This window comes from Dermatophilus congolensis (genome assembly GCF_900187045.1).
Classification (GTDB): Bacteria; Actinomycetota; Actinomycetes; order Actinomycetales; family Dermatophilaceae; genus Dermatophilus; species Dermatophilus congolensis.
This window is the reverse complement of sequence record NZ_LT906453.1, coordinates 246111-269199: the sequence shown is the minus strand read 5'-3', so window position 1 is coordinate 269199 and position 23089 is coordinate 246111. Positions and strand designations below refer to the sequence as shown.

At 60.1% G+C, this 23089-nt stretch carries 18 protein-coding genes; 11 read left to right on the top strand and 7 right to left on the bottom strand.

The features are described 5' to 3' along the window. The first annotated feature begins 192 nt into the window (after window positions 1-192). The 5 genes from CKV89_RS01085 (at window position 193) to CKV89_RS01065 (ending at window position 6620) form a co-directional block, all read left to right on the top strand. Window positions 193-1194, top strand: a complete 1002-nt coding sequence (locus CKV89_RS01085) for a methionine ABC transporter ATP-binding protein (protein WP_034401232.1) — start codon at window positions 193-195, stop codon at window positions 1192-1194. Then, window positions 1191-1856: a methionine ABC transporter permease gene (locus CKV89_RS01080; RefSeq protein ID WP_028327375.1), complete on the top strand. Its 666-nt coding sequence runs from the start codon at window positions 1191-1193 to the stop codon at window positions 1854-1856. The genes CKV89_RS01085 and CKV89_RS01080 overlap by 4 nt, the downstream gene beginning before the upstream one ends. Before the next feature lie 104 nt (window positions 1857-1960). Further along, complete coding sequence (locus CKV89_RS01075) at window positions 1961-2929, top strand: 3-oxoacyl-ACP synthase III (protein ID WP_231935412.1); 969 nt, start codon at window positions 1961-1963, stop codon at window positions 2927-2929. Further along, window positions 2926-5622 carry an alpha/beta fold hydrolase gene (locus tag CKV89_RS01070; protein ID WP_231935411.1) on the top strand — a complete coding sequence of 899 codons (2697 nt, stop codon included), beginning with the start codon at window positions 2926-2928 and terminating at the stop codon, window positions 5620-5622. The genes CKV89_RS01075 and CKV89_RS01070 overlap by 4 nt, the downstream gene beginning before the upstream one ends. Then, on the top strand, window positions 5619-6620 hold the full coding sequence (locus tag CKV89_RS01065) for an NAD-dependent epimerase/dehydratase family protein (RefSeq protein WP_028327378.1): 1002 nt from the start codon (window positions 5619-5621) through the stop codon (window positions 6618-6620). Before CKV89_RS01070 ends, CKV89_RS01065 begins: the two co-directional genes overlap by 4 nt. A gap of 64 nt (window positions 6621-6684) precedes the next feature. Here CKV89_RS01065 and CKV89_RS01060 read toward each other — a convergent pair whose 3' ends face one another. Continuing rightward, window positions 6685-9162: a phosphoketolase family protein gene (locus CKV89_RS01060; RefSeq protein ID WP_028327379.1), complete on the bottom strand. Its 2478-nt coding sequence runs from the start codon at window positions 9160-9162 to the stop codon at window positions 6685-6687. A gap of 427 nt (window positions 9163-9589) precedes the next feature. On the opposite strand from CKV89_RS01060, the gene CKV89_RS01055 reads away from it, so the two are divergent. Further along, on the top strand, window positions 9590-10378 hold the full coding sequence (locus CKV89_RS01055; RefSeq protein ID WP_154657657.1) for an alpha/beta fold hydrolase: 789 nt from the start codon (window positions 9590-9592) through the stop codon (window positions 10376-10378). Between the two features lie 107 nt (window positions 10379-10485). Here CKV89_RS01055 and CKV89_RS01050 read toward each other — a convergent pair whose 3' ends face one another. The 4 genes from CKV89_RS01050 to ccmA all read right to left on the bottom strand — a co-directional run bounded on the left by CKV89_RS01050 (window position 10486) and on the right by ccmA (window position 15325). Further along, the gene (locus CKV89_RS01050; RefSeq protein ID WP_095068416.1) at window positions 10486-11712 is read right to left on the bottom strand and encodes an AI-2E family transporter; all 1227 of its coding nucleotides are present in this window, start codon (window positions 11710-11712) and stop codon (window positions 10486-10488) included. 82 nt (window positions 11713-11794) lie between these two features. Further along, window positions 11795-13081, bottom strand: a complete 1287-nt coding sequence (locus CKV89_RS01045; protein ID WP_028327380.1) for a citrate synthase — start codon at window positions 13079-13081, stop codon at window positions 11795-11797. Between the two features lie 83 nt (window positions 13082-13164). Continuing rightward, entirely contained in the window at window positions 13165-14679 is a 1515-nt protein-coding gene (locus CKV89_RS01040; RefSeq protein ID WP_028327381.1) for a DUF6297 family protein, read from the bottom strand. 10 nt (window positions 14680-14689) lie between these two features. Further along, on the bottom strand, window positions 14690-15325 hold the full coding sequence (ccmA, locus tag CKV89_RS01035; protein ID WP_095068414.1) for a heme ABC exporter ATP-binding protein CcmA: 636 nt from the start codon (window positions 15323-15325) through the stop codon (window positions 14690-14692). A gap of 200 nt (window positions 15326-15525) precedes the next feature. Between ccmA and CKV89_RS01030 the strand changes: the two genes are divergently transcribed. From CKV89_RS01030 to CKV89_RS01020, 3 genes are all read left to right on the top strand, one after another. Beyond that, on the top strand, window positions 15526-16560 hold the full coding sequence (locus CKV89_RS01030; protein WP_028327383.1) for an aspartate-semialdehyde dehydrogenase: 1035 nt from the start codon (window positions 15526-15528) through the stop codon (window positions 16558-16560). 82 nt (window positions 16561-16642) lie between these two features. Then, entirely contained in the window at window positions 16643-17815 is a 1173-nt protein-coding gene (locus CKV89_RS01025) for a MalY/PatB family protein (RefSeq protein WP_231935410.1), read from the top strand. A gap of 144 nt (window positions 17816-17959) precedes the next feature. Next, the gene (locus CKV89_RS01020; protein ID WP_095068412.1) at window positions 17960-19180 is read left to right on the top strand and encodes a UDP-N-acetylglucosamine pyrophosphorylase; all 1221 of its coding nucleotides are present in this window, start codon (window positions 17960-17962) and stop codon (window positions 19178-19180) included. A gap of 71 nt (window positions 19181-19251) precedes the next feature. Here CKV89_RS01020 and CKV89_RS01015 read toward each other — a convergent pair whose 3' ends face one another. After that, the gene (locus CKV89_RS01015; RefSeq protein WP_034401235.1) at window positions 19252-20070 is read right to left on the bottom strand and encodes a serine hydrolase domain-containing protein; all 819 of its coding nucleotides are present in this window, start codon (window positions 20068-20070) and stop codon (window positions 19252-19254) included. A gap of 130 nt (window positions 20071-20200) precedes the next feature. On the opposite strand from CKV89_RS01015, the gene CKV89_RS01010 reads away from it, so the two are divergent. Then, complete coding sequence (locus CKV89_RS01010) at window positions 20201-21058, top strand: HAD family hydrolase (RefSeq protein ID WP_231935409.1); 858 nt, start codon at window positions 20201-20203, stop codon at window positions 21056-21058. A 68-nt stretch (window positions 21059-21126) separates the two neighbouring features. Beyond that, window positions 21127-21588 carry a pyridoxamine 5'-phosphate oxidase family protein gene (locus CKV89_RS01005; RefSeq protein WP_084441100.1) on the top strand — a complete coding sequence of 154 codons (462 nt, stop codon included), beginning with the start codon at window positions 21127-21129 and terminating at the stop codon, window positions 21586-21588. A gap of 89 nt (window positions 21589-21677) precedes the next feature. On the opposite strand, the gene nhaA is transcribed toward CKV89_RS01005, so the two are convergent. Then, window positions 21678-23069, bottom strand: a complete 1392-nt coding sequence (nhaA, locus tag CKV89_RS01000) for a Na+/H+ antiporter NhaA (protein ID WP_231935408.1) — start codon at window positions 23067-23069, stop codon at window positions 21678-21680. Window positions 23070-23089: the final 20 nt, after the last annotated feature.

Below are 23089 nucleotides of genomic sequence, written 5' to 3'. Positions count from 1 at the left end.
AAGTAGATCCATCGACAACGGTTGGCGAACCTGACAGATCTCACAGATGCAGCAGCTGTAAAGAACACCACTGGTGAGAACTCGACTGGCCTGCCTGCGCCCTTGTCTGGAAAGCTTGAGAGAAGATAATCAGCCCCACTAACGACTTGAGCGAGCTCGGCTATGCCGCCTCGCCCGCGAAATGAGAACGCAGTGATCGAGATCGACTCCGTCACCAAGGTCTACCCAGGCCGTGGTGGCTCTGCAGAGGTGACCGCTGTCGACGACGTCACCCTGACCATCGATTCCGGACAGATCTTCGGGATCCTCGGCCGTAGCGGCGCAGGAAAAACCACCCTGCTGCGCTGTTTGAACTTCCTTGAGCACCCCACCAGTGGCCGTATCAGTATCGATGGTGTCGATTTCACTAGCCTTAAACCCGCCGAACTTCGCGCCAAGCGTCAAAGCATCGGCACAGTGTTCCAGCACTTCAACTTGCTGCACGCCCGCACCGCTGCTGAGAACATCTCTTACCCCATGGAGATCTCCGGCGTCCCTGCAGCTGAGCGCAGCACCCGCGTGGCTGAACTTCTTGAACTTGTTGGTCTAGCTGACCGCGGAAGTAACTATCCTTCCCAGCTTTCTGGCGGCCAGAAACAACGTGTCGGTATCGCCCGGGCTCTAGCAGGTAACCCCTCAGTTCTCCTGTGTGACGAAGCCACCAGCGCGCTGGACCCACACACCACCGAGCAGATCCTTGACCTGATCAAAGACATCAACGCTCGCACCGGTGTCACGGTCGTGATGATCACCCACGAAGCCGAAGTGGTCCGCCGTATTTGTGACGCCGCTGCCTTCATGGAGGGCGGACGAGTCGTCGAAACAGGCCAGCTGCTTGACCTCATCGCCAACCCCGCCTCGCGACTGGCTGAAATGCTGCTTCCCACTGGGCAACCTGATGTCGCTGACCAAGGCCGCGCCCTCGTATTGGGATTCGCTAACGAAAACGCTGTCGAACCGATGATTGCCGACCTCGCCCGTGAAACCGGAATTGAACTGGCTATCCTCTCCGGCACCGTGGAACGTGTCGCCGGGCGCCGCGTGGGACGACTCATGGTCACCGTTCCCGGCACCAACGCAGACGACGTCGCCGCCGCGCAGAGCGCCGTCGCCACCTACTTCGAAGCGCGGGGAGTGAGCGTGACGCCGCGATGACCACCACGATCCAGGACGCAATACCCGAGCTCATGGAGGCCCTCGGCCAGACCCTATGGATGAGCAGCTGGGCTTTCGTGCTCACTATCATTTTTGGCCTGGCCAGCGGCGTCTTACTGCGCCTGACCAGCCCAGATGGCTTGACCCCAAACAAAATTGTCTACGGCGGGTTCGGGGCATTGGTCAACCTTGGGCGCTCGCTGCCGTTCTTGATCCTGCTCATCGCGCTCATTCCGGTCACACGACTCATCGTCGGCTCTGCGATTGGCCCTACCGCCGCGATTGTTCCCTTGACTGTCGGTGCCGTTCCCTTCTACGCCCGAGTCGTTGAATCAGCTCTACGAGAAGTCGACCCCGGAAAAATCGAGGCCGCCATCGTCATGGGCTCGGACACTAAAGCCATTGTCCGCAAAGTCCTCATCCCTGAATCCATGCCAGGACTGGTCTCCGGGGCCACCCTGACTCTTGTCACCCTTATCGGCTACTCCACCATGGCCGGTGTCATCGGCGGTGGCGGTGTCGGCGACTTCGCCATCCGCTACGGCTACCAGCGATTCGACGCCGCCATCACACTCGTAGCCGTCGTCATCCTCATCATCATCGTGCAGGCCGTCCAGACCGCAGGCGACGCCATCGTCCGCGGCATGAACCACAAACGCTGACCTGACAGCCAACGCACGAGGCGCTCCACATACCAGAAAGGCCCTCCATGAGCGGCAACGCTTCCTACCATCTGTCGAACTGTTCCATCCTCGCGGTCACCACCGTGGAAGCCCCCGAGATCGTCACCTCGGCTGAACTCGACACTGCCCTGGCACCGGCATACACCGAAACACGCACCGTTGCCGGACAACTGGAACGCCTCGCCGGAGTGAAGCAACGCCGCTGGTTCCCTGCTGACGAAGACTTCACCGACGGGGCCGTCGAAGCAGGCCGGCGCGCTCTCCACACCGCCGGTATCTCCCCCGAGCAGGTTGGCCTTGTCATCAACGCCTCCGTGACCAGGCCGCACCTCGAACCAGGTATCTCCGCCAAAGTCCACGCCGAACTCGGACTACCCCGTAACTGCATGGACTTCGATGTAACCAACGCCTGCCTCGGCGTTGTCAATGGAATGCAGATCGCTGGCACCATGATCGACGCTGGCCAGATCCGCTACGGCCTCATCGTGGCTTCTGAAAGCTCCCGCCAAATGCAAGAAGCCACCATCAAACGTCTCAACGCTGGTGGCGCCACCAAATCCGACGTCAAACAAGCCTTCGCCACCATGACCCTTGGCAGCGGCGCCGTCGCTATCCTCATCGGTCCCACCGACGCCCACCCCGAAGGACACCGCCTCCTAGGGGGAATCACCCGCGCCGGAACCGAACACCACCGCCTATGTGTCGGAAGCATGGACGGTATGCGCACCGAAGCCAGCAAACTCTTCCGCGAAGGCATCGACTTGGCTCTGGATGCCTACACCGAATCGGCAGAAGACGGCTGGGACTGGAAAGACATGGACTGGTACGTCGCTCACCAGACCTCCACTGCTCACATCGCCACCCTCGCCCAACGGCTGGGCAAACCACTGGAGAAATTCCCCACCACCATTTCCGAATACGGCAACATCGGCCCGGCCGCGATGCCCTACACCTTGGGCACCTTCCAAGACCAGTTCGCTACCGGTGACCGTCTACTCCTCATGGGTATCGGATCCGGACTCAACGCCTCATTCGTTGAGGTCCAGTGGTGACACCGGTAGAAATCCGCAGCCAGCTCACCGGCCTGCCCGGAATAGACCCTGCCTGGTCACGCACCGTCACAGCGGTCGATGCCGACGGGATCGACCGCACCTGGCACATCCTTGACACCCACGCCCCCAACGGGAGCGACAAGGAAACCGAGCCAACCCACGGCACTCTTCTATGCGTTCACGGAAACCCCACGTGGTCCTACTTATGGCGTCACATCCTGGCTGCTCCTGCTCCGGGATGGCGCGTCATCGCAGTCGACCAACTCGGCATGGGATTCTCCGAGAACCCACGCGGCTCCATGGCACAGCCACGAACTCTGGCACAACGCATCAAAGACCTCGCCGGACTGACCCAAGCCCTCAACCTCACCGGACGCGTCGTGGCCGCAGGGCACGACTGGGGTGGCATGGTCGCTACTGGATGGGCCCTTGAACACCGTGAACTGCTCGCTGGCCTCGTACTGGCCAACACCACGGTCCACCATGACTTCGACGCAGGCCTGCCCACCGCGCTGAAATTCAGTCTCACACCGCGCACCCTCAGAGCAGCCACGGTGGATACCCCCGCGTTCGTACGCGGCACTACTGCAGTCAGCAGCCCCCGGCCATCTCGCGATGTGCAAAACGCCTACGCCTTGCCTTACCGCACCCGCAGTGACCGATCCTTCGTGGGGCAATTCGTCGCCGATATCCCCACCACTTCGGGACACCCAACCCGCGCCACGATGAGGAACCTCGCCGACGGTTTGAGCGCATTGGGGTCCGAAACCGCCCCTGTACCTGTGCTTTTGCTGCGTGGACCTAAAGACTCTGTCTTCTCCGAAGCACACCTACGGGACTTGCAGGCGCGGCTACCCCACGCCGATGTACATCGTTACGAGGGCGCATCACATCTGGTTCTTGAAGATGCTCCCCGCATCACTGAGGACATCGCCCGCTGGATCGAAACCCGCGTCGATCAGCATGGCGCCTGCATCAACAGCGACCCAGCAGCGCATGCCGGACGCCCACCCCAGGCACCTTTCGCTGTTGGCACTCCTGCCCAGCCGTGGTCTGGATTGACCGACTTGGCTCACCGTGACCCAGAGGCGCTCTGTGTCGCTGAAGTTGCTACCGGACGCCGAATCACTTTCGGGCAGATCGACACTGACATCGAGCATGTTGCTTTAGGGCTGCGCGATGCAGGGCTACGCCCCGGTGACCGCGTCGCTTTGCTCGTCGAACCAGGCATCGATCTGACTGTCGCCGCCTACGCTGCCTGGCGAGCCGGAGGCGTCATCGTCGTCGCTGACGCTGGTCTTGGTCTGTCCGGTATGGGACGTGCTCTGCGCGGCGCGGGCGTCCACCATGTCATCGCCATGAGCAAAGCTATGCCAGCGTTGCCAGCGCTGCGTGTTCCTGGAACTCGCTTTCTCGTCGGTGACTTACCGCGCTTGGCACGAAAAGCTCTTGGCGTACGTGCATCCTTTGACGACCTACGTGCTCGGGGGCGTGCTCTCGCTGCTGGCGGGCACACTCTCCCAGCGAGTCGCAAGCCTGAAGACGACGCTGCTGTGCTTTTCACTTCCGGTGCTACAGGCCCCAGCAAAGGTGTCGTTTACACGCTCGATCAGATCCGCGCTCAGGTAGGCGGTTTCGGGCATATCTACCGACTCACACCTGGCGACCGTCTCGTCGCCGCTTTTGCGCCTTTCGCGCTGTACGGACCTGCCCTTGGCGTTGCTGGTGTTGTTCCTGACATGAAAGTCACCGCGCCAGCCACTCTCACCGCGGCTGCACTAGCCGATGCGGTCACTGCCGCGCGAGGCACCACTGTTTTCGCTTCACCTGCGGCTCTTCGCAATGTCTTGGCTACCTCCGAGCAGCTTCAACCCAGTCAGCGTCGTGCCCTGGCAGGAGTGAAGATCGTGATGTCTGCGGGGGCACCGGTCCCGCTCACGCTGCTGCGCCGCCTGAGCGACACTGTTTTCCCTCATGCAGAAATGCACACGCCGTATGGCATGACCGAATGTCTGCCCGTCTCGGACATCACCCTTGACGAACTTGAGCAGGTATATGCGCCAGAGCGCATGCAAGATGGTGTCTGCGTGGGGCGCGCAATCGAAAGCGTCCAGATCATGGTCGCTCCTTTGCCTGCTGTTCCTGATGGTCCCGATGGTGATCTCACCGCCGAGGCTGGCGTAGTGGGGGAAATTTGTGTGCGGGCACCGCACATGAAAGACCGATACGACCAGCTGTGGGGCGTTGATGATGCCTCCAAGAGCCCTCGTGGCTGGCATCGCACAGGTGATGTGGGGCACCTCGATGGAGATGGTCGCCTCTGGGTGGAAGGGCGACGTGTTCACGTTATTCATACAGCTGAGGGGCCTTTAACTCCGGTCGGGCTTGAACAGCGAGTTGAGTCGCTCAACGGTGTCGCGAACGCCGCTGTCGTGGGAGTCGGGCCACGTGGCCTGCAACAACTCGTTGTGGTGCTCACCCCCGATGAGAGAGGTCTTGCCCGCGCTGCTGGTGGGGTACTTGCCGATCAAGCTCTGCATACCGCTGTTCGGGCCGCTGCGGATCGGCCAGTTGCTGCGGTGCTTGTCCGGGACAGCATGCCTGTTGATATTCGACACCAATCCAAAATTGACCGGACTGCTTTGGCTTGCTGGGCTGAGGATGTTCTTGCCGGGAACGGAGGACGGCGATGAAGGTGCTCGTCACTGGTGCTTCGGGCATGCTCGGTGGCGGTGTTGCTGAGGCACTTATGCAACGCGGTGACGAGGTGACCGTGTTGCAGCGCCGTGTCAGCAATATCCCGGGTGTGCGTGAAGTGCTCGGAGACATCACTGTTCCTGGTGATGTGGACCGCGCTATGGCCGGTCAAGAGGCTGTGGTGCACCTGGCAGCCAAAGTGAACATTACTGGTAGGTGGGAGGAATACCTGCGCATTAATGCCGGCGGCACTTTGAATATGTTGGATGCGGCTCGCCGTCATGGCATCTGCCGGTTTGTGCATACTTCTAGCCCGTCTGTGGCACATGCAGGTACATCGATTGTTGGTGAGGGTGCTGGTCCGGCTAGCCCTGAGCACGCTCGGGGTAACTACGCCCGCTCCAAAGCGATCTCTGAGCGTATGGCTCTAGAAGAGGATCTTCGTTCTCAGCAGGCAGGTAGTGGACCTGCGGTTGTGGTGCTGCGTCCTCATATTGTGTGGGGTCCGCGTGATACTCAGCTGGTGGCGCGGGTTATTCGGCGTGCACAGGCAGGGCGGTTGCCGGTGGTGGGTAACGGTGCTGCGCTCATAGACACGCTGTATATCGATAACGCTGTGGATGCATTTGTTGCGGCAGTGGATCGCTGTATAGATGTACGTGGCGAGTCCTTCGTGGTGACTAATGGTGAGCCACGTCCTGTTTCGGAAATTTTTGTGTCATGGGCGCGTGCCGGTGGTGTGGATCCGGCGCCCAAGGTGTTGCCTAAACGGCCTGCGTTGTGGGTTGGTAGCGCTGTGGATGTGGTGACGGGTTTGCGGGAACGGTTTGGTGTGCTGAATGAGGCTGACCCGCCGTTGACGCGGTTTTTGGTGGAGCAGTTGTCGACTGCGCACTGGTTTGATCAGCGCCGTACACAGCAGGCTCTGAGATGGACCCCGAAGGTGAGTTTGGATGAGGGGTTTGCTCGGGTAGCTGAGTACTACTGCCGCTGAGGCTGACTTCATGTGTTGGGCCCGTGACCACACGGTCACGGGCCCAACACAGTGTTGAGTGTGGTTATTCGTTGTCGCCGCCGGTGGCGATGGTTGCCTCTACGGCTTGGCCGTCGGCCTGGTTTTGTGCATCTGGCCAGACCCATTGCGCGACTGCGGGGATGTCTTCGCCGTTGGCGTAGGCGTAGGCCCGGGCGTGGGTGCGAGCGTCGAACATGTACTGGCGTAGGTTCGCGTACTTGGCTCCTAGGGATGGCACCTGGTCGATGACGTCCATGACGAGGTGGTAGCGGTCGATGTCGTTACGCATTGCCATGTCGAATGGGGTTGTAGTGGTGCCTTCTTCTTTGAAGCCGCGTACGTGGATGTTGGCGTGTCCGTGGCGGCGGTAGGTAAGCCGGTGGATGAGCCATGGGTAGCCGTGGTAGTTGAAGATGACCGGTTTGGTGGATGTGAAGTAGTTGTCGAATTCTCGGCTGGATAGGCCGTGGGGGTGTTCTTTTTCGTCTTGTAGACGCATCAGATCCACGACGTTGACCACGCGCACTTTCAGGTCGGGGATGGCTTCGCGCAAGATCGATGCAGCGGCGAGTGTTTCTAGGGTGGGGACGTCGCCAGCGCAGGCGAGGACGACGTCGGGTTCTTCGCCGTCTACTTCGGTTCCTGCCCATTTCCAGATGCCGATGCCGCGGGTGCAGTGTTTCATTGCTTCGTCGGCAGAGAGGAAGTTCGGGGCGGGTTGTTTACCTGCGACGACGACGTTTACGTACTGGTGTGAGCGCAGGCAGTGAGCCCAGGTGGATAGGAGGGTGTTGGTGTCCGGTGGGAGGTAGACGCGGATGATGTCGGATTTTTTGTTGACGACGTGGTCGATGAATCCGGGGTCTTGGTGGCTGAATCCGTTGTGGTCTTGGCGCCACACGTGGCTGGATAGCAGGTAGTTGAGTGAGGCGATAGGGGCACGCCACGGGATTTCATTGGTGACTTTCAACCATTTGGCGTGTTGGTTGAACATGGAGTCGATGATGTGGATGAAGGCTTCGTAGGAGCTCATCATGCCGTGGCGGCCGGTGAGGAGGTAGCCCTCGAGCCAGCCTTGGCATTGGTGTTCGGAAAGCATTTCCATGACGCGGCCAGCGCGGGAGAGGTGGTCATCGGAGTCGGTGCTGTAGTACTCCGCGTTCCATTGTTTGTCAGTGACTTCGTAGACGTCTTGGAGTCGGTTGGATGCGGTTTCGTCTGGCCCGAAGATGCGGAAGTTGTCCGGGTTCATTTTGATGACGTCGCGGAAGTATGTGCCGAGGCGACGGGTGGCTTCGGTCATGGGGGTTCCGGGGGTTTTGACGTCGATTGCATAGTCGCGCCAGTCGGGCAGTTTGAGGTCGCGTAGGACGAGTCCGCCGTTGGTGATGGGGTTGGCGGACATGCGCAGGTCGCCTTGGGGGGCTTGGTCTGCGATGTCGTCGATGAGTTTTCCGTTGCTATCGAAGAGCTCGTCGGTGCTGTAGGAGGTGAGCCATTTTTCGAGGTCGTGGAGGTGCTCTTCGGTGTCGCGGGCTGAAGCCAGGGGTACTTGGTGGGCGCGCCAGGAGTCGGTGGAGCGTTTTCCGTCGATTTCGGCTGGGCCGGTCCAGCCTTTGGGGGTGCGGAAGACGATCATGGGCCATAGGGGGCGTTCGGTGTTGCCTTCGGCTGCTTTGGCTTTGATGTCGGCGATTTCGTCGAGGCAGGTGTCGAGTAGTTCGGCGAATCGGCGGTGAGTGGTGATGGGGTCTTCGTCGTCGAATCCGCCGGTGAAGAAGTGGGGTTTGTGGCCGTAGCCGCGCATAAGGTCGCGGAGTTCGTCTTCAGGGATGCGGGCTAGGACGGTGGGGTTGGCGATTTTGTAGCCGTTGAGGTGTAGGACGGGCAGGACGACGCCGTCGGCGTTGGGGTTGATGAATTTGTTGGAGTGCCATGAGGTGGCCAGTGGGCCTGTTTCGGCTTCGCCGTCACCGACGACGGTGAATACGAGGAGGTCTTTGTTGTCGAAGGCGGCGCCGTAGGCGTGGGAGAGGGCGTAGCCCAGTTCGCCGCCTTCGTGGATGGATCCTGGAGTTTCGGGTGCGACGTGGGAGGGGATGCCGCCGGGGAAGGAGAATTGTTTGAAGAGGCGCTGCATGCCTGCTTCGTCTTGGGTGATGTTGGGGTAGGTCTCGGTGTAGGTGCCTTCGAGGTAGGTGTTGGCGACTAGGCCAGGGCCGCCGTGGCCTGGGCCGGTGACGTATATGGCTGAGAGGGAGCGTTCTTTGATGGCGCGGTTCATGTGCGCGTAGAGGAAGTTCAGTCCGGGGGTGGTTCCCCAGTGGCCTAGGAGTCGGCGTTTGACGTCGTCGCGGTGGAGGGGGCGGCGTAGGAGGGGGTTGTTAAGTAGGTAGATCTGTCCTACGGAGAGGTAGTTGGCTGCTCGCCACCATTTGTCGATGAGGTGGAGAGTGTGGTCGGTGAGTTCGGGGGCTTGTGCTTGGGTGCGGGTGGGCCAGGTGTTGGTGTGTGTGGTCATTCGTGTCCTCGATCTGGGTGTGTATTTCGGTTCTGTTTTAAGTGTCGCGCAAATCGTCTTCTAATTCGATGGGGGTTTTGTTATTCGCGCAATCTATTTGTCGACATGTGGGGTGTTGATTATGTTGTTGTTAACGTTTTCGCTGGTGTAGTAATCGTTTTTATTTTTTGTACAAATTTGGACATTTGTTTGAGTCGGTCGTTTTGGTTGGGTGTTTACTATTCGTTTTTTGGGTGGGTGTGGTGAATATCTCCTTCGAGTGGGGGTTGTGTCGTAGCTGAGAATGTGGGTGTGTGTGCGCAGGCTTCTCGCCTGCGTGGATGCCTGTGCCTCGATCTGCATGTGCGAGACTTGGGAGGTGCACCTCGCCAGTGAATGGGCCTGCTCAAGTGGCCCGCAGTCAGCCCCCTCGCGGCGAGCTGTACTCATGGGAGGGGTGTCAGCGGCAGCTGCGGCTTTTGTAGGTAGGCCTGCTCCGGTTCTTGACCCGCCTGTGGTGAAGATTGAGCGAGGGACGCTGACGTCTAAGCATTGGCCAGGACGTTCGATTAACTGGGTGGTGACTCGGCCGGAGGGGCCGTCGCATCTGGTGATTGCGTTGCATTCTCTGGGTACGAGTGCGAACTGGTTTGTGGAGCGCTTGGATGCTCCAGGTGTTTCGCGGCGTACTGGGTTGACGGTGGCGGCGGTTGATGGGGGGCGTCATTATTGGCACCGCCATAACAATGGTATTGATACTGCGGCGATGGTGGTGGATGATTTTCTGCCCTTGGTGGCTGCGTTAGGCCTGGATACGGACCGTTTTGCTTTAACTGGTGTGTCTATGGGGGGCTTTGGTGCTTTGCGTTTGGCTGCGCAGTTGGGGCCAACGCGGGTGATGGGGGTGGGGGTGGTTGCCCCTGCTCTGCGTCGCACGCCGCTAGAGAATCCCACGCTGATGTTTGATAACAAGCGTGCCTTTGAAGCGAATAATCCGTTCGGAAAGCTGGAGCAGTTGCGTGAGATTCCGTGCGCTATTGCTTGCGGTAAGCAGGATGCGTTTTATGCGGCTTCGAAGGCGATGGCTGCGGCGTTGCCGGGGACACCAACTATTTTTGACAAGGGTGGTCATACCACGCGATATGTGGCTTCGCATTGGGAGCCGATTATGCACTGGCTTGCGTACCGTTGTGGCTCGCCCCCGGAGCGTCCTTTCTTAGATCGTTTATTTGGCTAGTTTTTCTTTTATTGGCTTTGTGTTGAATATTGTTGAGGGGATAACACTTAAAAAGTGTTATCCCCTCAACAATATTCAACACAAATATGTAGAAAGAATCGCGGTGGTTATCCCTGAGCTGAAGCTGCGTCGTGACGTTCGCTGGGGCGGGAAGGCGCTGTTGCCTCGACAGAAGCGGTGTCGGTGTTTTTGGCGTCGCGTTCTGGGTTTCCAGCCAGTGGTTCACCGTTGGAGGGGTCAGAGGCGAAGAGAACATTGAGCCAGCGCAGGTCTGGGTCGATGTCGATAAGGATCGTTTTGAGAAGCAGCGTTGCTGGTAGAGCGAGGATCGCTCCGAGAGGTCCTAGGGCCCAGCTCCAGAACAGTAGTGAGATGAGGGAGACACTGGCGGTGACTCCAACAGAATCACCGGTGAACTTCGGTTGGATGACTGATTGCATCACGAAGTTGATGACGGAGAACGTGATGATAACGATCAGCGAGGTGAGAGGGTCATTGGCCAGGAGTGCCATGATGGCTGGTGGCACCAAGCCCATCACGAATCCGATATTGGGAATGTAGTTGGTGAGGAACGTGAACAGGCCCCAGACCCATGGCAGGGGGACATCGAGGTAGAGCAGGACCGCAACGTTCATCGCCGAGACGATGAGGCCGAAGGTGGTTGAGACGATCCAGTAGCGGCGTACTCCTTGAGCGAAGTCCAAGAGCGCGTGGGTCAGGGAGGGTTTGGTGCGTAGCAGCATCGCTGCGCGGCGGTCTGTGCTCATCGAGTCGATGAGGCCTACGAAGATTACTGTCAGTAGGACCGCGAAGGCGGAAAGGATGCCGGTGAGGCCACTGAGCGCGCTTTGGAGGACGGCGACTGCGTTGGAAGGCGATACCTGGCGTTGGAGGTCTTCGAGTTGTTCGATTACTTGTTGTTCGCTGATCCTCATGCCGCGGAGCCAGTCAATCATCTGAGAGTAGAGAAGACTGAATTGACCTTGGTATTGAGGTATTTCGACGATAAAGCGTGCGGTTGCCCAGGCTAGTGAGCCGAAGAAAGCGATGAGGATCGCTGCGACGAGTAGGCCAGATACGAGTGCGCCGATAAGAGGTGGAAAGCCGCGTTTGTTGAGTCGTTGCTGTAGTGGGTAGACAACAACGAACAAGTTGATGGTCAGAAAGACCGGTCCTACAAGGCTTGATTGGGCATTGATGCCGAGCATGACGACCCAGATGGCGGCTAGTCCGCCAAGAATGAGCGCGAATTGTGGGATTGGTCGCGATCGGGTGTCTGGGGTGTTGCCGGGGCCGGAGTCGGCGGGGCTGGGGGTCGTCGACGCGCTGCTCACGCGATCAACGTACACCGATATGGCTCCTGGGCGTCAGCCGTGGAGGAGCCATATCGGGGTGCGAAATTATGACGTAAATAGGTCAGCGTTCGGTGCGTGGTTTCCAGGAACGTGCGGTCTCACCTGTGTAAATCTGGCGCGGCCGGTAGATGCGGCCTTTGGGGTCGTCGTGGATTTCTTTCCAGTTGGCGATCCAGCCTGGCATGCGGCCTATGGCGAACATGACGGTGAACATTTCCAAGGGGATACCCAGGGCTCGCAGAATAATGCCGGAGTAAAAGTCGACATTGGGGTAAAGCTTGCGCTCGATGAAGTAGTCGTCGTTGAGGGCTGCGTCAGCGAGTTCTTGAGCGATATCGAGAAGATCGTCTTTTACTTCGAGCTCGGAGAATAGGTCGTCTGCGGCCGAGCGCAGAATTTTCGATCGCGGGTCAAAGTTGCGGTAAACGCGGTGGCCGAATCCTTGAAGTTTGACGCCGTCTTCTTTGTTTTTGACTTTCTTCACGTACTCGGAGACTGCGATGTCGCGTTCTTTGATCTCTTTGAGCATTTTGATGACGGCCATATTGGCGCCGCCGTGGCGGGGGCCCCACAGTGCTGAGACACCTGCGGAGGCTGAGGCGAAGATGTTGGCTTGGCTGGAGGCGACCATGCGCACGGTGGAGGTGGAGCAGTTTTGCTCGTGGTCGGCGTGCAGGACAAGGAACAGGTTGAGCGCGCGCGACATAGCTGGGGTGCACTCGAATTGCTTGTAGGGCACGGAGAACATCATGTGCATGAAGTTCTCGACGTATTTGAGGTTGTAGCGGGGGTAGGCGATGGGTTCGCCGATGCTGGACTTGTAGGCGGCGGCGGCGATGGTGCGGACTTTAGAGATGAGGACGGCTGCCGCGGTTTCGATGCTGCTTTCGTCGTTGGCTTCCATGACTTCGGGTTCATGGGCTGAAAGCGTTTGGATCATGGCCGAGAGAATGGCCATTGGGTGTGCTTTCGGGGGGAAGCCATCGAAGTGTTTTTTCATGTTCTCGTCGATCATGGCGTTTTCGGCGAGAAGGTCGCTAAAGCGATCACGTTGTTCGATGGTGGGGAGTTCACCGAAGATGACGAGCCAGGCTGTTTCGACGAAAGAGCTTCCTTCGGCGAGTTCTTCAATGGGGTAGCCGCGGTATCGGAGAATGCCTGCTTCGCCATCGATGTAGGTGATCGCGGATTTGGTGGATCCGGTGTTGCCATATCCATCGTCGAGGGTGATGTAGCCGGTTTCGGTACGGAGTTTCGAGATGTCGATAGCGTGTTCGTTCTCGGTTCCCACCACGATGGGTAGTTCATAGGTGGATCCGTCCAGGTCCAGGCGAGCCACATTGCTCATCTGATTCTCCTCGTCGTTGAGATGTCTTTCGACATCGTATGGCGTGATGCGTTTCACAGCATTGTGTTACGAGTTTTTCTTTTTCATGTTTGTCGGTTTCTCAGGAGGTAATAAGCAAGGGGTGCTAGTGCGGTGATGAATGCGGGAATGGGAAGACCAACGGCGACGAGAAGTCCAGGCAAAAGAAGAGTGTCGTAGCCGCGGGCGATGAGAGCTAAAAGTCCTAGGGGAATTACGCCCATGGGGGTGGAAGCCATGGCTGATGAGGCGGATCTGATGTCGCGAGGTTGGGCGGATCGGACAGCTCCAGCTAGCGCTGCTGTGATGAGGATGGGCCAGGTCAGGGGGTGCACTCGGGCCAAGATGAGGGCGATGAGTGACCAGGTAGCCGCAATCACGGTGGGGGCGGCTAGGAGGGTGAGTCGGGCTTTGAGCGGAGTGAAGGGCAGGCTTCGACGGATGGAGTCTGAGCGGGCGTAGTTGGTGTATCCGTCGGTGAAGGTGGCGGTGACGTAGTAGCCGACGATAAGTGCGGTCCACCATCCTCCGGTGGTGCCCAGAACTGCGGATGCAGTGGCGGGCAGTGGAATTGCGCATAGGACGGCAAGGATGCTGAATCTGTCGCGGCGGACGCGGCGGATGTCTGTTTCTAGCAGTGCGCCCAGGCCGCGGCGACGGGTGGGGGTGGAGTGTAGGCGGCGGCGGGTGGCTGGGCGGGTTATGGCGCGTAGCGGGGTGGAGTCGAGCATGACGGTGGAGACGCTGAGTGCGTCAACGAAATCGCCTCCGCGGGCGAGTGCCCCTACGGATAGGTGACGTGCGGAGGCTCGCATGGGTTGTTCTAGGCGCCACATGAGCAGGATGAGCACGACTGTGGTGAGCAGGTCCAGGGCCGGTCCCCACGTGTTGGTGGGGGCGGCGTAGAGCTCAGCGACGGTGGACCATCCGGGCAGGATGCCCAGGGTGAGGGTGAGTGAGGCGATGGCTATGAGGACTTTTCCGGCAAGGCGTGCGATGTCTTCGCTGCCGGGACGGTGCTGCCCGACGGCGAGGATTTTGGTGAGGGTTAGCCCGCCAGCGAACCCTAAGGAGGTTGAAGTGAGGATACGGATGGGGCCGTGGCCGGTGAGAGAGACCGCGAATCCTAGGGCGACTGCACCGATGATTCCGCAGGCGATGCCGATGGCGCGGTAGGAGCCGCGGATAAGGGCGGCGCGGTCAGCCGGGGAGGTGAGTAGCCAGCTGCGCAGGGGGTGTGATGCGCCGAGGGGTCCTGCTGCGGTGGCGAGCAGGACGCTAGTGCCAGTAGCTAGGAGGATGATGCCGGTTGCCAGAAAGGGCGGTGAGGCGATGAAGTCGGATTGGGATAGTCCTGCGCCCGCGCCACGAATGAGTGCCCACAGGAAAATAGCGGTCATGACCAGTAGGAGAGTGACTAGGTGTAGTCCGCTCCAGGGGCCAATGTCGCCGCGAGTAAAGGTGGTGTCGATTTGGGCTGATCGCAGAGTGATGAGCGCCTCGTGAGCGAGGTCTTCGGATGCGGTGCGGTCGATGGGTGGTTGGGTGCGGGTTTTGGTGGGTGGGTTTTCGGTGCTCATGTGGGTGGTTTCAGAGGTGGCGCAGGTGGATACGGCGGGCGGAGATAGCTGCGGCGAGTTCGCTGGAGTGGGTAGACATCAGGACCGAGCAGCCTTCTTTGGCGAGTTTGTTCAGGTGGGCTCCCAACCAGATACGTCCGGCGGTGTCCAGGCGTTGTTCGGGTTCATCAAGGATGAGTAGGTCGAAGGGACGTACCAGGGTGGTAGCTAGGCCTAGGCGGCGACGTTGTCCAGAGGAGAGAGTGTCGGGGATTTGATCGGCGACGTCAGCGAGTCCGAGGGTGCGTAGGGCGGTATCGACGATGTCGGTTTCATCGGATCCGTGGGCGCGGGCCAGGAGATCGAGGTGTTCCCACACGGTGACGTCGGAGAAGAAGGCCATGTCGTCGAGGATGGCGGCGACGCGGCGGCGGACTTGGGGGTCGGTTTCGTGCATGGGTTCGCCGTCGAGGAAGACGTCGCCGGAGTCGGGTTCTTCAGCGCCCATGAGGCAGCGTAGGAGGGTGGTTTTTCCAACACCGTTGGGGCCGAAGATAGAGACGATTTCGCCTTCGTGGACGTCCAAGTCCACGCCGGAGAAGACGGCGCGCCCGTCAAACGATTTCGACAATTGGCGCACCATGAGGCGCGGGTAGGAAGCGGTCACGTTTGTCAGCGTAATCGGCGGTGCCCTCAGGGTGTTGTTGGTCAGTGCCGGTGGGATTGGTGTTCAGGTGGTGATGGGCTGTGATGTGGGGCAGGGTAGGGGCGTGGGCAGGTGGAGCGTGTCTTAGGTATGTCCCGCACGGTGGGCGTGGGTGTCTCGCACGGTGGATGGTGTGGTTTGTGTGGGCCTAGTGTGGGGGTATGCGAGTTGGAGTTTTCGGAGCTACTGGTCAGGTCGGCGGGGTTATGCGAGCCCTGCTGGAAGAACGCGAATTCCCTGTCGATGAGGTGCGTTTCTTTGCCTCATCGCGTTCGGCGGGAACAACGCTGCCATGGAAAGGCACAGACGTAGTAGTCGAAGACATGGCCACAGCCGATTTTGCCGGTATCGACTTGGCTCTGTTCTCTGCTGGTGGCCAAGCCAGCCGCGAGTACGCCCCTAAGGTTGCTGCCGCCGGCGCCGTCGTGATCGACAATTCCAGTGCCTGGCGCAAAGACCCCGAAGTCCCGCTCGTCGTTGCCGAGGTCAACCCCGACGACCTGTGCAACATCCCCAAAGGCATCGTCGCAAACCCGAACTGCACCACCATGGCCGCAATGCCTGCTCTGAAAGTCCTGCACGACGAGGCCGAGCTAACCGAACTGCGAGTGGCTTCCTACCAGGCAGTCTCCGGCTCCGGTGGCAAAGGCCTCGAAGAACTCGACAGCCAAATCCGTGCCGCCTACGCCTCCGGAGACCCCAAGCAGCTCGCTCTGCACGGTGACGCTCTGACCCTGCCCAGCCCCAACGTCTATAAAGTTCCGGTCGCTTTCAACGTCGTCGCCATCGCAGGCAGCCTCGTTGACGATGGCACCGGCGAAACCGACGAAGAGCAAAAACTACGTAACGAGTCCCGCAAAATTCTGCACATCCCCCACCTGCGCGCTTCTGCCACCTGCGTACGCGTCCCTGTGTTCACCGGCCACGGCCTAGCCGTCAATGCCACCTTCGCCCGCGACATCACCCCCCAGCGCGCGTTGGAACTGCTCGAAACCGCTGAAGGCGTCACCATCAGCGAGGTCCCCAATCCCCTCGAAGCAACCGGCGCCGACGACGTTTTTGTCGGCCGTGTCCGCGCAGACCAGGCAGCCCCCGAGGGTAAAGGCCTCGAAATGTTCATCGTCGCCGACAACCTCCGCAAAGGCGCAGCGCTCAACGCCGTCCAGGTCGCCGAAGCCTGGCTCACCCGCCGCTGACCGACCTCGTGAGAGGCGGTGCACCGGCCCACCCACACGCCGGTGCACCGCCTCACCCATACCCGCCCACCAAGGAGAATCCGTGGCCATCGACCTCACCAGCCAATACGACGCCATCACCACTGACCAGATCCGCAGCTGGGGCACCGCGAAATGGATGAAAAAACCTGGTGCGCTCGCCGCATGGATCGCCGAGATGGACTTCCCGCTGTGTGAGCCGGTCCGCGCCGCTGTCACTGATCTGGTCAACACCGGCGCACTCGGATACTCACCGGACAGCGACAACACACAGCTGGCCCGCGCCTACACCGACTTCTCAAAACGTCATTGGGGATGGGCCCCAGACCCTGGAAACGTCCAGCCCATTCCGGATGTCTTGGCTGGACTGGTTGCCGTCATTGAGACCTACACCACTCCTGGCACCCCCGTCATCGTCCCCACTCCGGCATACATGCCGTTCTTGACTCTGCCCACCTACTTTGACCGGGATGTCATCCAAGTCCCCTTAAGCTGTGACGACTCTGGCTACTACACCTACGACCTAAATGCGCTCGCCGCTGCTTTTGATCAGGGAGCCGAACTGCTTGTTCTGTGCAACCCGCACAACCCTGTTGGGCGTGTCCTCACCCGTGATGAGCTTCTGGCCATCGCCGATGTTGTTGAAGCCAAGGGGGGTCTTGTCTTCGCTGACGAGATCCATGCACCTATCGTCTATCCGGGGCACAGCCACATCCCGTACGCATCACTGGATGAGCGCACTGCCGCGCACAGCATCACCGCCATTTCTGCGAGCAAATCGTTCAACCTTGCTGGGCTCAAATGTGCACAGATCATTCTCACTAACCCCGACCATCACGCCGCGTGGGAGAAAGCCAGCCGCTGGATTTGGGCTTCTCGACCGGGAATTTTCGCCAACATCGCTGCCTATGACCAGGGTGATGAGTGGCTTGAAGGTCTTGTTTCCTACCTGGACCGTAACCGGCGGCGCCTGGCTGAACTTGTCGAGGATAAACTTCCCGGGGTGCGTTATCGCATGCCTGAAGGCACCTTCCTAGCTTTGCTGGATTTCCGCGGCGCGCGTGGCGGTGCAGGTCTGGGGGATGATCCCACTCGCATCATTGATGAAAAGAGCAATGTCGTGCTGAACGCTGGGCCTGATCTCGGGGACGCAGCTGTGGGGATGGCCCGCATCAACATTGCTACCCCCCTGCCGGTGCTTGAAGAAGTTGTTGCTGCCATCGCGAAAGCTCTCTAAACGCCCTGCCTGCGCGGAGCGTTTGGAGTACCTGCGCGCAGGCAAGCTGTATCCAGTGTTGTTGGCCCGTCTGCACCACTGAACTGGCAGACTGCCGAAGAAGACTGTCCGGTACACGAAACGCGGGCTCAGCAGGAGGCGGATATGACGGGGCGCACAGACATGAACATGGTGAACACCCTTGTGGCTAAAGGGGTCACGATTCCCCATCCCGCCATGGTCACTATTGATGCGGATGTGGACCCGGACCGCATCAGCGGTGAGCGGGTCATTATCCATCCTGGAACCCGTATCCGGGGGGCTCGTACTGTCATCAGTTCTGGGGTCGAGCTGGGGCGGGAAGGCCCAGTGACGGTAGAGGATTGCATCATTGGTCCCGATGTACAGCTCAAAGGTGGATATGCGGCCAAGGCAGTGTTCCTCCAAGGCGCCAATCTTGGTTTGGGCCACCACGTCCGGGAGGGCTCGATCCTTGAAGAGCAAGCAGGTGGGGCTCACACGGTGGGGTTAAAACAAACCATCCTGTTCCCATTTGTCACGCTGGGCAGCCTCATCAACATGTGTGACTGCCTCATGGCTGGGGGAACAAGCCGCAAGAATCACAGTGAGGTTGGCTCTAGCTATATCCATTTCAACTTCACCCCGACGGGAGATAAAGCGACGCCATCAATGTTTGGAGATGTCGCGCGGGGAGTGATGCTGCGTGAACGTCCCATTTTTTTGGGTGGCCAGGGCGGCACGGTGGGCCCTGCTCGGGTTGCGTACGGCACGGTGGTAGGTGCTGGAGAGATCTTGCGGCAGGACATCGTGGAAGAGAATCAGCTGGTTATTCCGGGGGCAGCGCCGTCGGTGCGGCGTGATTTCTCGCCCGAGCAGATCAGGGGCGCGGCACGCTTGGTGGCTCGCAACGTGGAGTATCTAGCTGCTCTTGATGCCTTGGAGGCGTGGTATCGGCAGGCTCGTGCCCCATTTTTCGCGGCGATGGAGTTGGGCGATCTTGTTTTGGAAGGGGCGTTGGGTGCTCTTGGCTCTGCGCGGCAGGAACGAGCAAAACGATTGTCAACCTTGCTGAGCAAGCTCACGAACCCCCGCGGGGATGAGGCAGATTTGTTGACGGCGCGTGAGCGTTTGTGTGTGCCTGATTGTGGCGGTGCCGCGGGAGCAATGCTGCCCGCTGCGCCGGAAACGGTGCTGTCTGCTTTGGGCCAGGCAGCTGAGGCAGGCACGCCGTATGTCCAGGCGGTGCAGGGCTTGTCTGCGCAGGAGGTTCAGGCGGGTACCGCCTGGCTAGAGGAGGTGGGGGCTGTGCGGTTGGCGGCTGCGCGTGCGTTGGTTCCTGGCTTGCCTGTGGCTGCGGCGCGGTGAGCGGACTGTTCTCAGATCGGGAATTGTCTGGTGTGCCTACTGCTGGTAGCGGTAGGCACACCAGGATGGGGTTAGGCGTAGGCGTCGAGAACTTTTTGTGAGAAAGAGGGCCAGGAGTCGCTGGCCCAGGTGCCAAAGTCACGGTCGCAGAGGAAAACACATCCGAGTTGGGCATCGGGGTCGATCCAGCAGAAGCTGCCGGACATGCCGAAGTGTCCGAAGGTGCTTGGGGAGTTGCCTGGTGCTGTCCAGTGGGGGGTTTTGTGGCCGCGGATTTCGCAGCCGTATCCCCACAGGTTGGGGCGTTGCCGACCGAATCCGGGGAGTACTCCGTCCAGTTCGGGGTAGGTGGGGGTGGAGGCTAGTCGCACGACTTCGGGTAGGAGGAGCTTGGGGGTCAGTAGTTCGGCGGCGAGTGTGGCCAGGTCACTGATAGTGCTGGTCATGCCGCGGGAGGCTGGTCCTTCGAGGCGGGCGCCGTCCATGTCCAGAAGGTCCAAGACGCGGTCGTGGACGTGTTCGGTGAAGCTGGTGCCGGTGACCTCGGCGAGGTGCTGGGCGGCAACATCGGTGTTGATGTTGGAGTAGACGCGGTGGATGCCGGGTTTGGCGATGGTTTTGGTGGAGTCGAAGGTGTATCCCGAGGTGTGTGCCAGGAGATGACCGAGGGTGGAGCCTTCAGGGCCGAGAGGGTCGTTGAGGGATACGAGTCCTTCCATGCAGGCGTCGAGGATGGTGCAGGCGGAAACGATTTTGGTGACGGAAGCCCAGTTGTAGCGTTCGCCGGTGTCGCTGATGTTGATGATGCCTTCGGGGCCGATGACCGCGGCCGCAGCCGAGTTGACGGGCAGTTCGGCAAGCGCGGCGGTCAGGTCGAGGCGGCTGGGCATAGGTGCTCCTGTCACGGTGGGTGGGGTTGTCTTGAGTGTGGCATGTGGGCTGTTGGGTGTGTGGCGGTTAGGTGCCGCGTCAGTGCGGTTGGGTCTGCGTATGGTCAGGGTGAGCGCCTAGGGTGGTTGTGTGGTGGTTTCTTTGGGCGCGGGGGCTGCTCGGCCCTCTTTGATTGCAACAGATTTGGATGGCACCTTGCTGGATGAGCGGGGTCGGGTGTCTGTGCGTACAAAAAGGGCGTTGCAGGGGGTGTGGGAGGCGGGGATACGCACGGTGTTTGTGACTGCTCGTCCTCCTCGGTGGTTGGTGCCGTTGGAGGAGGCAGTTGATGGGCACGGGGTGGTGATCTGCGCTAATGGTGCGTTTGTGTATCAGGTCGCGGATCGGCAGATGTTGTGGTCGCGCGGTATTGATTGTGCGTTGGTGGTGCAGTTGGCTTCTGAATTGCGGTCATTGTTGCCGCGGGCGGGTTTTGCTGCTGAGCGCACGACGGGTGCGTATGTGGATGAGGTGTTTGCTGAGCTGGCTTCGGGTGATGCGTTGGCTGTCAGCGCGGGGGATGGGTTGTGTGTGTATGAGCAGGTGGGTCCGATTGATGAGGTGGATGGGGTGGTGGGCAAGTTGTTGGTGAGGGCGGCTGTGTTGGAGCGCCCTGGGGCGTGTGAGGAGGTGATCGGCCAGATTGCACGGTTGGTGGGCTCTCGTGCGCAGGTGGCGTTTTCGGGTGCGTTGGGGTTGGCTGAGATTGGGCCTGCAGGGGTGACGAAGGCTTCTACGTTGGCGCAGTGGTGCGCGCAGGAGGGGATTTCGCCTGAGCAGGTGTGGGCGTTCGGGGATATGCCGAATGATTTACCGATGTTGGAGTGGGCTGGGCGCTCGTTCGCGGTAGCGAATGCGCATCCAAGTGTGCGGGCGTTGGCGCACACGACGGTGGGTGCTCATGATGCCGATGGGGTGGCTGAGGTGTTGGAGTCGCTGGTGCGGTGACGCTTGTATTGGGGTAGGGGCGTTTTAGGGTGGGGCATCGGTGGTGTTGCGTGTGTGGAGGTTTAGCGGTGAGTGATTCCTCGGTATGTCTCACGGATGCGCAGTGTTGGGATTTGTTGGCTTCAGTTGAGTTTGGCCGGTTGGGGTATTCCCGTCAGGGGCGGGTGGAGGTGGTGCCGGTGAACTATGTGGCACAGCGGTTAGGGGTTGATGAGGGGAGGTTGTTGTTTCGTACTGCGGCTGGGGGCAAGTTGATGGGAGCGTGTGCCGGTGATGTGGTTTTTGAGGTTGATGAGGTGGGGGAGGAGCGCGCCTGGAGTGTGATGGTGCGTGGGCGGGCTCGTGAGCTGGGTGAGCGTGAGGCCCGTGAGGTGGAGGATTTGCCGTTGCGTCCGTGGTTCGCTGGGGAGAAGGCACACGTGGTGGTGATTGTTCCCCAGGAGGTCTCGGGGAGGTCATTTGTATTGCAGCGTCCGTGGAGACGGATGAAGCCAGCGCAGGTGGTGCCGCCGCGTAATCCTTGGGGGTAGCCAGGCTTGCGTTGGTGGGATGAGTGAAAAAGTCCTGCCCGCGTTGTTACGCGGGCAAGACCGGGGCAGTGCTAGAGGGGCGTGGTGGGTCAGTCTTCGTTGTCGGGGTCGTCAGTGACGCGGTTGATTTCTGGGGTGCCTTCGGCAGGAGCTTTGGCGTGCATTGCTCGGGCCATGATGCGTAGGGATATCCCTGCTAGTACGGCAGCGGCGAGGGTGCCAAGGAGCACAGCGATGCGGGCACCGTCGGCCAGTGGCGTTCCAGCAGGGAAGGACAGTTCGGCGATGAGCAAGGAGACGGTGAATCCGATGCCGGTGAGGAAGCCGACGGGGATCATGTGCCGCATAGCTAGACCGCTGGGCAAAGCCAGGGGGGTGAAGGCTGTGAAGATCCAGGTGGTTCCCAACACGCCGATGAACTTCCCGATGACTAGACCGGCGGCTACGCCGATGACGACGGGCTGTCCAAGCACTGCGCCGGGGCCGCCTCCTTCGACGAGGGGCACGCCAGCGGAGAAGAACGCGAAGATCGGCAGGATCAAACCGTTGGCGAAGGGGTTCAGTATTGCGTTGTAGTGGTGAGTACGGGCGTGGTGTTCACCGTGTACTCGCAACGCCGGAACCATGAAACCGAGAAGAACGCCAGCGATGGTCGCGTGAATACCTGAAGCGTGCATTGAGGCCCACGCGATCACAGCGAAGGGGATCATCAACCACCATTGCGGACGGCGAGAACGCACAACTAGAGCGAATGCGATGATCGCCAGTGCGGCAACGGCCAGCCACATCGCGTGAATTTCTGCGGTGTAGAACAACGCGATAACGATGATGGCTAGCAGGTCATCAACCACGGCGAGTGTGAGCAGGAATAGACGCAGCCCGGATGGCAAACCGCGACCAAACAGGGCAAGCACTCCGACAGCAAATGCGATGTCGGTAGCTGTGGGGATGGCCCAGCCGCCGGCTGCAGCTGGTTGCCCCAGGTTGGTGACAGCGAGGAAGAACAGCACAGCTGGCACAACCATGCCACCAACGGCAGCGAGCATGGGAAGTGCAGCTTGAGCGGGGGAGCGCAGTGAGCCTGTGACGAATTCCTGTTTGAGCTCTAGCCCCACAGTGAAAAAGAAGATGGCCAGTAAGCCATCGGCAGCCCACGCGGCCAGGGAAAGGTTCAGATGCAGCGACTCAGGACCAATGGTGAACTCGGCCAGAGAGTGATAGCTGCTGCGCAGTGGGCTGTTAGCCCATATGAGTGCTAGTGCTGCGGCAACGATAAGGAGAATGCCAGCGCTAGTGTCTCGGGTGACCCAATCGCGGATGCGGGTAAGGGCGCTCGCAGGCGCGGCGGGGGTTTCGGGCACAGAGCAGCTCCGTTCGTTTTTGAAGGCCACCGCCAGGTTGCGGGGGTCCTTGCCGACCAGACTTCCCGGCACACCGTCTTCCAGAGTACCGGGAACGGGTATAGCTGTGTTAACGGTCACATACGTGACTGTTCATAAGC